Below are 13,674 nucleotides of genomic sequence, written 5' to 3'. Positions count from 1 at the left end.
ATAAAGCTGTCGAGATTTTCTCGACAGCCTGGAGGTCTAATAAAGACCTCTTTTTTATTTTCCACAAAACGAAAGACCGCCATCATAGCGGTCTTTTCTTACATATTCATGGAATAGATCGTATAAGACAAGTATGTCGCAAAGAATCCCCATAAAACATAAGGAATCAATAAAATTGGGACAACATTGCTTAGTTTACGTGAGACGATGACAAGTGCGAGTGCTGTCAGTGCTACAAGCAGGCAGTCGATCGTAGCTGCAAATAAATCTTTTTGTGTAAATTGAAAAAAGCTAAAGGCTTGATTGAATACATAATTTAAAAGAAACAGAATCCAAAATGGTAATGTGATTTTTTGAAAACCGTACTTTGCATAAATGATGGCGGCAGATAACGAAATGAGGGCGAATAAGATAGCCCAGACCGTACCAATGACACCACCACTAGGTGTCCATTCAGGTTTATTTAGTGCGTCATACCATTCTCTGTCGATAGGGAACAGGAACCCTGCAATAGAAAATAATGCGTATGTAATAAAGAAGACGATAACCGCCCAAATGATACTTTTTTTAGCCATCCAGAAATCTCCTCCCAATCAAATTCACTCTTCAACTTATTTCCCAATTATTACATGATATAAACATCAAGCCCCCAATATGTGGGGACTAATGATTTTTTTTAGTATAAGGATCTTCTTCGTAAGGCTTCAAGTCACCAAACACCGTCATGACGCCTTCTTCATCTAATGCTTCTTCATAAGCTTCGTGTGCTTTATTTGGATAGACCTTACTTGCTTTTCCTTCAATATCAGCAGCTGCAAACCCTTCATAGTCTTCCACATAATCTTCATCTTCTGATTGTGTATACACATCATCGTATGTCAATGGAGGAAATTCCATATCGGACGGGGTATCAGAGTTCCCATAGCGTTCTACGTCTTGGTAGGCATCTTCTCCATCATATGCAGCACTTTCTTCATTTTCAAATTTCCCTGATGGTGGACTTAATAAATCTTCTTCAATGGGACGGTTTTGTGAAACGGTCTGTTCTTTTGAATGCTCTGTGCATGTGACGGCGATGGGAAGGGCTTCTAAGCGTTCTTTAGGAATAGGGGCTTTACACACTTTACACAAACCATAAGAGCCGTCTGCCATTGCTTGGAGTGCTTCATTGATATCGGAAAGATGCTCATGTTCCAAACTGTTTAAGGCAATGTCTTTTCCGCGTTCGAATAGTTCTGTCCCTTGGTCGCCAGGGTGGTTATCATAGGCTGACAGTTCGCCCACTGAATCATAAGGAAATGATACTTTCTGTTCATCATCATGGCTTTTGGCTTCAATTTCTTGTTTTTCATCGAGAAGTCGCTGCTTCAACTGATGTAATTCGTTTTTAGACAACAAAGCGATCACCCTTTCATATCAAACATATTGTTAGTATGAGCAAATTTTTATGTAAGACTTGTGCCAATTTGAAGCAATTCTTCAATAAAAAACGCCTGCGGCTGCAGGCGTTTCGTGTTATGCGAGATAATATTGTAAGATCAATGCGATCGTTAACAGGAAACCAAAAAACGTATTGGTTTGTGCTGTCGACTTCATGGCATTCATTAATTCAATTGGTTTTTCTTTTTGCTTAAATTCTTTAATGGCTGTATAAGCTTTTGGCACACTGAGTAAGACAAGAAGACTCCAAAGACCCACGATATCCATAAAGATATAAACAAAAATGAGTACATATGAGATCACAAACATGGAAAGTAGGATGTTGACTGCCGCTTTACGTCCAGCTAGGATAGCAAGTGTCTTTCGTCCATTCTCTTTATCACCGTCTAAATCACGGATGTTGTTCGACAGTAAGATGGCACCAACTAAAATAGAGATAGGTAATGAAATGAGCACAGCTTTTGATGTCAATGTTCCTGTTTGGATATAGAAACTAATTAAAATGATGCCTAGTCCCATAAAAGCACCTGATACAAGTTCTCCAAATGGTGTATAAGCAATTGGTACAGGGCCACCGGTATAAAAATAGCCTGCTGCCATACAAATTAGTCCTATGAGTGCAATCCACCAGCTAGACATCATGCAAATATAGATCCCAAGTAATAAAGAAAGCGCAAATAAGGCATAAGCGAGGCCTAAAACTGTTTTTGGTTTTACACCGTTTCTCACGATCGCTCCGCCGATACCGACAGATTTCTCATTGTCCAATCCGCGAACATAATCAAAGTACTCATTAAACATGTTCGTTGCAATTTGGATAAACATCGATGCAAATAGCATAGCTAAAAATAGCCCAACATGTATTTGACCACTCGGAAGTGCTAGGACAGTTCCTAAAGTAACGGGAATAAATGCCGCTGTTAATGTATGCGGTCGTAGTAAATTCCACCAAATCCGCCAGTTTTTATCAGGCTTAATTGGTGAAAGCTGATCTGATATCGATTGATGCTGCATAAAATATACTCCTTTAAATAAAAAAATACGTACACGTCCAAATTCCAGTTTAGCAAAGTTCAAAAAGGTGTCAATATATTGATGCGATGAAACAAGAAAAAGATGTTTGCTAATCGTTCCCATCTAGAGAGAAAGCTTGATCTTCGAACAGGTCTTACCATTTTTTAAGGGATGTTCTCATTTCAATAAGCGGGAGCGAAAAAATCTTGAAAGCGTGATATAATAAGGATTCGAGGTTTTAAAAGCTGTTTTCTTTACTAAGTTCATCTGTTAAGGTTTATAATAGAAAAGCAGGTCATTCGACATACTCGAATGTTCATGTATTTTTTTACATGATGGTTTTATTTTTATATGTTATTTCATGGATTTTGGAGGAATGTATCATGGTGACAACAGTGCAAAGTACTTTCCGGCAGGAAGCGCTTGCGACATTAGAAGAAGCGAATAACGTCAACCATGCTGTTTTGATAAGCTACTCCAGAAGAGTTGACGATCTGGATCCTCTTGCCTTTTTCCAAAGCGGCGAAGCGGATTTTTTAGGCGAGCGGTTTTTTTGGTCTGATCCAGAAAGCCAAATGATATTTTCTGGACTTGGCAGAGCGGCCGTGATTAAATCATCAGAGCAAGGCAAAGAACGATTCAATATCGTCCATCAAGAATGGGAGCAGCTGAAACAGCATATGTTCCATTTTCATGATGAGAAGGAGTTAAAGCAAGCGGCAGTTGGTCCGCTTTTATTTGGAGGATTTTCATTTGATCCATACGAAGAAAAGGCGCGTCACTGGGAAGCATTTGGCGAGGCTCATTTTTTTGTGCCATCGATGATGCTGACTGTTTCAAAAGAAGGCACGTTTCTAACGATCAATGAATGGAACGAGGTGGACGGGAATGTTCATCAGCTCATTCAAGAGTTAGAACAGAAAGCTTCTAATTTTGATGCATTGCCTGTCAGAAATCATGGACAAGCTGAGCTTGTTCATATGGAAGAGTTAGATGTCCAGGAATGGATGAAAGCAATCCATGAAGCGACAGAACACATTCGTGTGAACGAATATGAAAAGGTTGTTTTAGCAAGAGAAGTCTTGCTTCACTATAAAAATCAAATAGAACTCGCTCCACTATTAGCAGAATTACTAAAACATCAAACAACGAGTTATGTATTTGCTATAGAGCAGGGAAGACAAGCATTTGTCGGGGCGACTCCTGAACGTTTAGTGAAAAAAAGCGGTGGTGAAGTCTTTTCATCTTGTTTGGCAGGTTCTATTGTACGTGGTCAAGATGAAGTAGAAGATCAGGCACTAGGTGAGGAACTGCTTCATGATGAGAAAAATTTGATTGAACATCAAATTGTCGTGAATATGATTGAGCAGGCATTTGAAGCAAACTGCCATCATGTGCATAAGCCAAATCAACCAAGTCTTTATAAAACGAAAAACATTCAGCATTTATTTACACCCATTGTGGGAGAAATCAAAAGCAGCTGTTCACTCTTTTCATTAATTGAACAGCTTCATCCAACACCAGCGCTTGGAGGATATCCTAAGGAAAAAGCGGTAGAGGTGATTCGTGAAATCGAACCGTTGAAACGCGGTTGGTATGCGGCGCCAGTGGGATGGATTGATTCTAAGGACAATGGAGAATTTGCTGTCGCCATTCGATCAGGTCTTATTGAGGAAGACCAAGTTCGTTTGTTTGCTGGATGTGGAATTGTAGAGGATTCCCTTGCAAAACAAGAGTATGAAGAAACGCAAGTGAAATTAAGACCAATGCTGTCTGCTCTTGGAGGTCGTCCTATTGAATAATCAAATCATGACAAGATATATTGGCAGATTAATGGATGAATTTGTGCAAAGTGGTGTGAAGGAGGCAGTTGTTTGTCCTGGCTCCCGTTCAACACCGCTTGCGATGCTCGCTCTTGCTCATCAAGAAATCAATGTCCATGTGTTAGTGGATGAACGGTCTGCTGCTTTTTATGCACTGGGTCTTGCGAAAGCGAGCCAAACACCAGTGCTACTCATTTGTACATCAGGTACGGCAGCAGCTAACTTTTACCCAGCTGTTGTCGAGGCACATTATTCCCGGGTACCACTGATTGTTTTAACTGCTGATCGGCCGCACGAATTGAGGGAGGTTGGGGCACCTCAAGCGATTGATCAGCAATTCTTATTCGGTAAGTTTGTTAAATGGTTCACAGACTTAGCCTTGCCAGAAGAAAGCCAAACGATGCTGCGGTATGTCCAAACTGCTGCTGCTAGGGCAAGTCACGTGTCAATGCAGGAGCCAAAGGGACCAGTTCAGGTGAATGTGCCGCTGAGAGAACCATTGCTACCTGACTTGTCTATTGATCCTTTTGATAGAGAAGAAGTAGCTGCGAACAAAGTTTTAGCAACAGGTCAAGCTCGTCCGGATGATCGGGTTATGTCAGAATTAGTGTCTATCATGAACAAAGCGGCAAAAGGAATCATTGTTGCTGGTGAACTTTACTCGGCGGAAGAGCAGGCGTCAGTGTTACGTCTTGCAAAAGCTTTGCATCTGCCAATTTTAGCTGACCCGCTTTCTCTTTTGCGAAATGGACATGAAAGTGAAGAATACATTATAGATGCATACGATTCTTTGTTAAAAGATGAGGCATTGCAGCAGCATCTCTTGCCTGAAATGGTCATTCGTTTTGGACCGATGCCTGTGTCTAAGCCTTTATTTAAGTGGCTGGAAAAGCATGCGGAAGTGAAGCAGATTGTCGTCGATGCTGCGGGTGGTTATCGAGATCCTGGTTTAAGCGCATCATACATGATTGAAAGTCATGCAGCCTCTTTTGTAGAAGAAGTCTTGATGAGAGCGGAAAAGCGTCAGGATACATCTTATTTACGACGCTGGCAGAGTGTCAATTCTTCTTTTAGAATGCATGCAAATCAATACAATGATGAGGACCTGACATTTGAGGGAAATGTGTATCGTCAGCTGCAGCACATTTTGCCAAAAGAGAGTGTGCTCTTTATCGGAAATAGTATGCCTATTCGAGATGTCGATACCTTTTTTGAAACGCAGTCAAAACCGTTTCGGATGATGGCGAATCGCGGAGCAAATGGCATTGATGGTGTTGTGTCCACAGCTCTTGGAACATATGCAGCCTTGAAACAACCCATCACTTTAGTCATCGGCGATTTGTCTTTTTACCATGATATGAACGGTCTTCTTGCAGCTAAGCTAATGGACATTCCGCTCACGGTTGTGTTGTTAAACAATGATGGAGGAGGAATCTTTTCTTTCCTTCCGCAGGCATCCGATGAACCGTATTATGAAAAGCTCTTTGGTACGCCGACTGGGTTGAATTTTGAGTATGCATCAAAGCTATATGGGGGAACCTATTCGAAGCCGACAACGAAAGAAGAGTTAAAAGATGTGTACTTGGCGCATATCCAAGAACCAGGGCTTCATTTAATTGAGATTGAAACTGACCGGCATTCTCGCGTGGGCAAACATCGCCAAATGATGGACGAGATATTGAGGGAAGTGAAAAAAGAATGCCTTCACTCATAATACGAATGCACGATGGTGTGGCGTATGAGGTGATAGACCATAACCCATCTGCTGAAAATGCCACGTTATGTTTACATGGCTTTACAGGGAGTACAGCTTCTTGGGCTTTTTTGAATACTTATACAGAAAAACATACGAGATTGATTCAGGTCAGCTTGCTTGGACATGGCCGCACAGACTCACCAAAGAGTATAAGAAGATATGCAATGTCCCAGCAGCTGGCAGATCTTGCTGAGATTTTAGATCAATTAAAGCTTCATAAAGTGAACATTCTCGGATATTCTATGGGAGGGCGTATTGCTTTATCATTTGCCTCCCGTTATCCAGAACGAGTAAACAAGTTGATTCTTGAGAGTACATCTCCAGGGCTGAACTCTTTTAAAGAGCGGATGGAGAGGCTGAATCATGATCATCAGCTAGCTCAAAAGATCAGACATGAAGGATTAGCGCAATTTGTGGATTTTTGGGAGAACATTCCGCTGTTTGCTTCGCAGAAATCCTTGCCAGCGGACAGGCTAACGCAACTGAGAGAGGGAAGGCTAAAAGCCGATCCTAACGGGCTGGCTCGCAGCTTAGAAGGTATAGGAACGGGCTCACAGCCGTCTATGTGGGAAGCATTAAAGCAGATAAAACAGCCTGTTTTACTCATTTGCGGAACACTTGATAAAAAGTTCTGTCACATCGCCAAACGTATGCAGCAGGCGCTTGAATACAGTCAATTCACAGTAGTAGAGCATGCCGGGCATACAGTTCATGTGGAACAACCACATTTTTTTGGTAAAATAGTAAGTGAGTTTATTTTATCGCAAGATTAGAGGAGGAAATATTGATGGCTATTGAATGGCAAACTGAGCGTCAGTATGACGAAATTTTATATGAAACATATAATGGGATTGCAAAAATTACCATTAACCGTCCGCATGTACATAATGCATTTACACCAAAGACTGTAAGTGAATTAATTGATGCATTCTCACGTGCTCGTGATAATTCAGATGTTGGTGTCATTGTCCTTGCAGGTGCTGGAGGAAAAGCATTCTGTTCAGGTGGAGACCAAAAAGTACGCGGGCATGGCGGCTATGTAGGAGACGATCAAATTCCACGTCTAAACGTCCTAGACTTACAGCGTTTAATTCGTGTCATTCCAAAACCAGTTATTGCGATGGTTGCGGGCTATGCGATTGGCGGCGGGCATGTGCTTCATGTCGTGTGTGACCTCACGATTGCAGCAGACAATGCGATTTTTGGACAAACAGGACCAAAAGTGGGCAGCTTTGATGCTGGTTATGGATCTGGCTATCTTGCACGTATTGTGGGTCATAAGAAAGCAAGAGAGATCTGGTACTTATGCCGTCAATACAATGCACAAGAAGCGCTTGATATGGGACTTGTCAACACAGTTGTACCATTAGAGCAGCTGGAAGAAGAAACAGTGAAGTGGTGTGAGGACATGCTAGAAAAGAGCCCGACTGCTTTACGATTCTTGAAAGCTGCATTTAATGCGGACACAGATGGATTAGCTGGTATTCAGCAATTTGCAGGAGATGCGACCCTTCTTTATTACACAACAGATGAAGCAAAAGAAGGACGCGATTCCTTTAAGGAAAAACGGAAGCCAGACTTCGGTCAGTTCCCTCGTTTCCCTTGATTCAATGATACGGATGAAAACAGCTTAGTGCATCAGACTGAGCTGTTTTCTTTTATGAAAAGGAGGTGTCATGATGAAGCAACCCAATTGGCTGCTGCACCGTGCGTATTTAACGCCAGACCGGGTCGCACTCATTTATCAAGACAAAGAGTGGACATTTCGTGATTTAGCCAATGATGTAGACCAACTTGCGAATCGACTGACACGTGCATCTTTTAAAAAAGGGGATACGGTTGCGATTTTAATGAACAACCATCCTCACATGGTCATGCTTGTTCACGCTTGTTTTTTATTAGGCTTCAAGATTGTGTTATTGAACAATAAGTTAACAAAAGCAGAGAGACGTTTTCAGTTGGAAGATGCGAAAGTCATGGCTTTATTAACAGAGCCTGCATATGCAAATGAGCATCATGGTGATTTACCTGTTTATACAATAGAGACTTTACCTGATGCAGATCATGATATGGAAAAGAAGGTCGTACATGATATTGATTTAAATGAGACGGCGACGATTATGTATACATCTGGAACGACAGGACGCCCTAAAGGGGTGGAGCAAACGTTTGGCAATCATTTTCATAGTGCTATTTCCTCGGCATTGAATTTAGGGATCAGGGAGGACGACCGCTGGCTCATTGCCTTGCCTCTTTTTCATATAAGCGGTTTATCCGCTATATTTAAATCTGTCATATACGGTATGACTGTCGTGCTTCATCAAAAGTTTGATGTCGATGAAGTCAAGAATGCTATTGAACAGCATCGAGTGACGATGTTGTCAGTTGTTCAAACCATGCTGTCCCGTTTATTAAGTGGACTTGAAGAATGTCCGTCTTCTTTGCGCTGCCTGCTGTTAGGGGGAGGTCCTGCACCTTATGCGATGCTTCAAGAGAGTAAGGAGAAAGGATTTCCTGTGTTTCAATCGTACGGTATGACGGAGACCTGCTCGCAAATTGTGACGCTTGCGCCTGAATTTAGTGTGGAAAAGCTTGGATCAGCGGGAAAGCCCCTTTTTGGGTGTGAATTAAAGATTCAAGATGAGAACCGTCCGTGTCGTCCTTTTGAGCATGGTGAAATCATGGTAAAAGGTGCAAATGTCATGAAAGGCTACCTTTATCGTCAAGAGGCAACAGCTGCTGCATTTGAGCAGGGCTGGCTGAAAACGGGTGATATTGGCTATGTAGATGAGGACGGATTCTTATTTGTGCTTGATCGCCGGTCAGACTTAATTATTTCTGGTGGAGAAAATATTTATCCAGCAGAAATTGAAGCAGTTCTTTTAACACATCCAAATGTAAAGGAAGCCGGAGTGACAGGTATGTATGATAAAAAATGGGGAGAGGTACCTACTGCCTTCCTTGTGACAGATGAGCAGATTCCGGAGAATGAGCTCTATGCTTTGTGTCAGTCGCAATTAGCCAAGTATAAATGGCCCGCCGCTTTTCACTTTGTGGATGAGCTGCCAAGGAATGCGTCGAATAAATTGCAGAGGCACAGACTCAAATCAAAGGGGTTTTTAGATGATTCAAATTGAACGTGTGATCTTATATCATGTCACGATGAAACTCAAACAGCCGTTTACAACGAGCCTTGGGACCATTTCAGAGCGTGAGTTTATTATTGTCGAGGTCAAAGATCAAACAGGATTAACTGGATGGGGAGAGGTATCTGCCTTCTCTTCTCCGTGGTATACAGAAGAAACCATCGAGACCTGCTATCACATGCTCAGGGCTTTCTTTATCCCGAACGTGCTGACCCGATCTTTTACACATCCTTCGGACATACCAGACAGCTTGTACCATTTTAAAGGCAATAGAATGGCCAAAGCGGGAATTGAGGCAGCTGTGTGGGATATTTATGCGAAGCGAGAAAATAAGTCCTTACGTGACGTCTTAGGCGGTACTAGAGATAGAATTCCATCTGGTGTCGTTGCGGGGTTAGGACCAATAGATGATATGATTCAGCAAATCGAGCAATTTGTTGATCAAGGCTATCAGCGTGTGAAAGTGAAGATTAAGCCGGGACAAGATATTGGACTTCTACAAAAGTTAAGAGAGTCTTTCCCTCACCTTCCGTTAATGGCGGACGCAAACTCTGCTTATGAATTAAAAGATATTAGCAAACTGAAGCAGCTCGACGATATTCGTTTATTAATGATTGAACAGCCTTTAGCTGCAGATGACATTGTCGATCATCGGCATTTGCAAAAGCATTTAAAAACACCAATCTGTTTGGATGAAAGTATTTGTTCTTTAGATGATGCGAGAAAAGCTGTAGAACTTGGAAGCTGTCAGATTATTAATGTGAAGCCTTCACGAGTTGGAGGGCTGACTGAAGCACTTAAGATTCATGCGTTCTGCAAGGAGCAGCAGATTCCGTTATGGTGCGGGGGAATGATTGAAACAGGCATTTCTCGCGCGCAAAACGTGGCACTTGCATCACTTCCGCAATTTACGATTCCTGGGGATATTTCAGCATCGTCGAAATATTGGGAGCAGGATATCATTTTTCCTGAAATTAAAGTTGAAAATGGGTTTATTGAAGTACCGCGTTCTCCAGGTATGGGTGTAGAAGTTGATTATCAAGCGCTTCGTTCTTTCTCAGATAAAATTGATGTGTTTACAAAACATGATTTTGTGAAATGAAAACGAATGAATCGCCATTTGCACCATCCATAGAACCACTGTATAGTTGAGGAAAGTTTTTCCTTCCTGTCTGAACAAAAAGAAAGAGCGGTCATCCGCTCTTTCTTACTCTTCTACAAGCCCGCTGTCGTAAGCAAGCTGGCCAATATACTGATGCATGTCATTGGGCATGTCGGAAACATGTCCGTATTCATAATCCCAAAGATTTAAAAAGGAGTGAGCTGCTTGATAAAATGCAGCCTCGTCCGCGTCCTGAATTTCTTCAAGAAACGTTTGAGCAAGCCGATCGTTTTTCAAAGCGAAGCGCCTCCTTTAATGAGACTTAAAGGTCTTGAGGTTTAAATGTTTTACAGTCAGTTTCTTCACTTTTCTCAGCCGTATTTCCTGTATGGCTGACGACATAAATTGCATCTGCACCACAACGATTTCCAGCATTCCAGTAGGAACAGTTGTTTACTTCACAAAGGATTTTTTGACTCATACAGATGACCTCCTTTTGAGTATGTCTTTCATCTATAATGTAACCGAAGTAAGGGGCGTTCATTCATGTTAATCTTCCTGACGAATATAACGCTTATCTTTCATAAACAATTTCCAGAAGAAGTAGAACCCAGGGAATAGGATGATAAACCCTACAATATACGTAATAAATAATGCCCTAAATGTTACGGGATCTGTAAACCCAGACATGATGGTAATATCAGGATAGGCCATATAGGGCAAATGCGCATGTCCATACACATAGCTTGCTAAGAAATATTGAATTGTAATGGCGATAACCGCTAAACGTGGTCTCCCTTTCCGATGTTTAAAGCGGCTGTTTGGTAAAAATAGAGCCAAACCTGCAAGCAAAAACATGAGTAGAGAAACAAGAAGGATCGGGATGTTCTGCATCATTTTTGTGAACAGCCAATTGGCCTCACTTCTCAGTGTGAGCATGATAAAGAAAGCCATCATGAGAGAAAGCGGACCCGTAATCAGTGCTCCTCTTCTATAAATGTTATAAGCCTCATCTTCGTTTGCAACATTAGAAAAATCAGCTAAAAGCAAAGATGAGAGGAAAAGGGTACTGAAAATCGCAAAACCTACGAAAGAATAGACATTTGCGCTTGTAAAGACCAATCCTAAATCTAATGAGTAGACATTATTCTCCTGAAAGATGAATCCACCATGTGTAATGGGGAGAACCATGATGAGGATGGACGGAATAATAAAGCCGCTAATTCCTGAAATATATGTCACGGCTTTTCTATATTTTTTAGGTAGTGAATGAGAGAAGACGAGAAATCCGCTTCGCAGTGCAAGAAGCAACAAAATAATGCTGCCGGGTATTAATAGAACAGTGCCTAGCACAAATGTTGCACCTGGAAACAGGCTAAACAAGGCAACGACGATGGCCACAATGAAGACGTTTGTTACTTCCCAAGTTGGAGAAAGATACTTATTTGCGATATTTGCGGCCTTTGTCTGCTCTTTGTTCATGTAAATCATTGACCAAAATCCTGCACCGAAATCCATTGATGCCATCACTGCATAGATAAACACGAATCCCCATAAGATGGTGATTGCAATGAGTGCATCAGTTGTTACATCCATTTGCATCAAGATCGCTCCCTTTTTAAGATTCTGTTAACCGTAAGTCTTCTTCAATTGAATGTTTTCTAAAGTAGTACGTCAGTACAATCACAGTTGCGATGCCTAAAATGAGATAGACAATGGCAAAAAGGATGAAAAGTGTACCGATAGATCCTGATGATGTGACGACTTCAGAGGTTTTGAGCATTCGATAAATCACCCATGGCTGACGGCCTGTACAGGCAAAGATCCAGCCAAATTCAATCGCCAAAAGACTAAGAGGCCCGCCAAATAAATAAAGGACAAGCAGCCATTTTGGATAATGAGCGCGTTTTAAAATTTTGCGGTAAAACAGTGCTAACACAGCAAAGAAAATGAGCAATGAGCCGATAATGACCATTCCGTTAAATAATGTGTGAATAAATAAAGGCGGCCACTCGTCCCTAGGAAAATCATTTAACCCTTTAACCACAGTATCAAAGCTATTTCCTGCAAGAAAACTAAGCGCCCAAGGGATTTCGATAGCTCCTTTGATTTCTTGCGTATTGGCATCAGTAAAACCGCCAATAGCCAGAGGCGCATGTGATTGCGTTTCAAATAAACCTTCAGCACCCGCTAATTTTTCAGGCTGATATTCATACAGAAGCTGAGCTGATTCGTGACCGTTTAAGGCTGTGAGAAAAGAGAAAAGTCCACCAACAATCAGTCCAAGAAAAAGGGCTTTTCGATGAAAGGTATAGAGCTTTTCGTTTTTTCTTGTTTTCAACATTTTAAATGCAGCGACAGAAGCAATGACAAAAGCGCCTGTTGTAAAAGCAGACAGTACTACATGTGTAGCAGTGACAACAAAACTTGGATTGAAAAATGCCTTCCAAGGTTCGATATTCGTTATTTCTCCATTGACCATTTGAAAGCCAGCGGGTGTTCCTTCAAAAGCATGTACGTTTGTAATGAGAATCGCTGAAGCTGCTGCACCAATGACAACGAAAATAACGGTAATGATGCGCATGGCTGGTGATAGACGATCTGCTGCGTACACATAAATAGACATAAATAATGCTTCAATAAAGAAAGCATAAATTTCTATTTGAAATGGCAGTGACATGACTTTTCCGATGACCTCCATAAAACCAGGCCATAGAAGGGCAAGCTGCGTACCAGCAATGGTACCGGTTGGAATGGCGACCCCTAACAGAACAGCCTGCGCTTTTGTCCATCGTTTGGCCATGATGGCATAATGCGGGTCCTTCGTTTTTTGAAAGATGAGTTCAGCTAACAAAATCATTAGCGGGATGCCTACGCCAAGCGAGGCATAAATAATATGGAAGCCCATTGTTGTGCCGAACAGACTTCTAGCTAAAACGAGATCAGTCAATTTTTTCTCCGCCTTTCTTATCGCATCTCTTTTGATGGTGTTTATTATTCTCCACCATTTTTAGATTATTCTTCCTGACTAAGAAAGCTTGTTTTTTGACAAGTTGTAAAAGAGGGAGTAGAATATAATTATAAAACGTAATCGTTACGTTTTAATGATGAAGGGAGTTTTGACATTGAAAAGAGATATTCATCCAACCTCACATGAAGTTGTATTTATGGACGTAAACAGCGGTTACCGCTTCTTAAGTAGATCAACAAAGACATCACATGAGACCGTAGAGTGGGAAGATGGGAAGACTTATCCTGTCATTAAAGTAGAGACAAGCTCTGATACGCATCCATTTTATACAGGACGCCAGAAATTCGGAGAAAAAGGCGGCAGAGCGGAGCAGTTTAAGAAAAAATATCAAATGTAAACAAAGAAACACACCTGATCATGGT

14 protein-coding genes are annotated in these 13,674 nt (G+C 41.5%); 7 read left to right on the top strand and 7 right to left on the bottom strand.

The features are described 5' to 3' along the window. Positions 1-98: 98 nt before the first annotated feature. From BA79_RS08360 to BA79_RS08350, 3 genes are all read right to left on the bottom strand, one after another. A complete protein-coding gene (locus BA79_RS08360) occupies positions 99-575 on the bottom strand; it encodes a TspO/MBR family protein (protein ID WP_035702161.1) in 477 nt (158 codons plus the stop codon). An 88-nt stretch (positions 576-663) separates the two neighbouring features. Continuing rightward, a complete protein-coding gene (locus BA79_RS08355; protein WP_035702158.1) occupies positions 664-1,398 on the bottom strand; it encodes a TraR/DksA C4-type zinc finger protein in 735 nt (244 codons plus the stop codon). Between the two features lie 117 nt (positions 1,399-1,515). Continuing rightward, the gene (locus BA79_RS08350; RefSeq protein ID WP_017358382.1) at positions 1,516-2,454 is read right to left on the bottom strand and encodes a 1,4-dihydroxy-2-naphthoate polyprenyltransferase; all 939 of its coding nucleotides are present in this window, start codon (positions 2,452-2,454) and stop codon (positions 1,516-1,518) included. A 383-nt stretch (positions 2,455-2,837) separates the two neighbouring features. On the opposite strand from BA79_RS08350, the gene BA79_RS08345 reads away from it, so the two are divergent. From BA79_RS08345 to menC, 6 genes are all read left to right on the top strand, one after another. Continuing rightward, positions 2,838-4,256 carry an isochorismate synthase gene (locus tag BA79_RS08345; RefSeq protein ID WP_017358381.1) on the top strand — a complete coding sequence of 473 codons (1,419 nt, stop codon included), beginning with the start codon at positions 2,838-2,840 and terminating at the stop codon, positions 4,254-4,256. Next, on the top strand, positions 4,249-5,991 hold the full coding sequence (gene menD, locus BA79_RS08340; RefSeq protein ID WP_035702155.1) for a 2-succinyl-5-enolpyruvyl-6-hydroxy-3-cyclohexene-1-carboxylic-acid synthase: 1,743 nt from the start codon (positions 4,249-4,251) through the stop codon (positions 5,989-5,991). The genes BA79_RS08345 and menD overlap by 8 nt, the downstream gene beginning before the upstream one ends. Further along, entirely contained in the window at positions 5,976-6,806 is an 831-nt protein-coding gene (gene menH / locus BA79_RS08335; RefSeq protein WP_035702153.1) for a 2-succinyl-6-hydroxy-2,4-cyclohexadiene-1-carboxylate synthase, read from the top strand. Before menD ends, menH begins: the two co-directional genes overlap by 16 nt. A 14-nt stretch (positions 6,807-6,820) precedes the next feature. After that, on the top strand, positions 6,821-7,639 hold the full coding sequence (menB, locus tag BA79_RS08330) for a 1,4-dihydroxy-2-naphthoyl-CoA synthase (RefSeq protein ID WP_008342913.1): 819 nt from the start codon (positions 6,821-6,823) through the stop codon (positions 7,637-7,639). A gap of 70 nt (positions 7,640-7,709) precedes the next feature. Further along, a complete protein-coding gene (locus BA79_RS08325) occupies positions 7,710-9,170 on the top strand; it encodes an o-succinylbenzoate--CoA ligase (RefSeq protein ID WP_035702150.1) in 1,461 nt (486 codons plus the stop codon). Beyond that, positions 9,157-10,281, top strand: a complete 1,125-nt coding sequence (gene menC / locus BA79_RS08320) for an o-succinylbenzoate synthase (RefSeq protein WP_035702147.1) — start codon at positions 9,157-9,159, stop codon at positions 10,279-10,281. Before BA79_RS08325 ends, menC begins: the two co-directional genes overlap by 14 nt. Before the next feature lie 105 nt (positions 10,282-10,386). Here the strand turns inward: menC and BA79_RS08315 are convergent, their stop codons facing one another. The 4 genes from BA79_RS08315 to BA79_RS08305 all read right to left on the bottom strand — a co-directional run bounded on the left by BA79_RS08315 (position 10,387) and on the right by BA79_RS08305 (position 13,231). Next, a complete protein-coding gene (locus tag BA79_RS08315; RefSeq protein ID WP_017358376.1) occupies positions 10,387-10,578 on the bottom strand; it encodes a hypothetical protein in 192 nt (63 codons plus the stop codon). Positions 10,579-10,603: 25 nt separating this feature from the next. Then, entirely contained in the window at positions 10,604-10,762 is a 159-nt protein-coding gene (locus BA79_RS19015) for a DUF1540 domain-containing protein (protein ID WP_008360682.1), read from the bottom strand. A gap of 68 nt (positions 10,763-10,830) precedes the next feature. Next, positions 10,831-11,877 (bottom strand): cytochrome d ubiquinol oxidase subunit II, encoded by a 1,047-nt coding sequence (locus tag BA79_RS08310; RefSeq protein WP_169476099.1) that lies wholly within the window; start codon positions 11,875-11,877, stop codon positions 10,831-10,833. A 22-nt stretch (positions 11,878-11,899) separates the two neighbouring features. Continuing rightward, the gene (locus tag BA79_RS08305; RefSeq protein ID WP_035702143.1) at positions 11,900-13,231 is read right to left on the bottom strand and encodes a cytochrome ubiquinol oxidase subunit I; all 1,332 of its coding nucleotides are present in this window, start codon (positions 13,229-13,231) and stop codon (positions 11,900-11,902) included. A 175-nt stretch (positions 13,232-13,406) separates the two neighbouring features. Between BA79_RS08305 and BA79_RS08300 the strand changes: the two genes are divergently transcribed. Next, positions 13,407-13,649, top strand: coding sequence for a type B 50S ribosomal protein L31 (locus BA79_RS08300; RefSeq protein WP_017358374.1), 243 nt, complete (start codon positions 13,407-13,409; stop codon positions 13,647-13,649). Positions 13,650-13,674 lie beyond the last annotated feature (25 nt).

The sequence above is a fragment of the Bacillus altitudinis 41KF2b genome, assembly GCF_000691145.1.
GTDB classification, from domain to species: domain Bacteria; phylum Bacillota; class Bacilli; order Bacillales; family Bacillaceae; genus Bacillus; species Bacillus altitudinis.
This window is presented reverse-complemented; position numbering and strand designations above follow the sequence as displayed.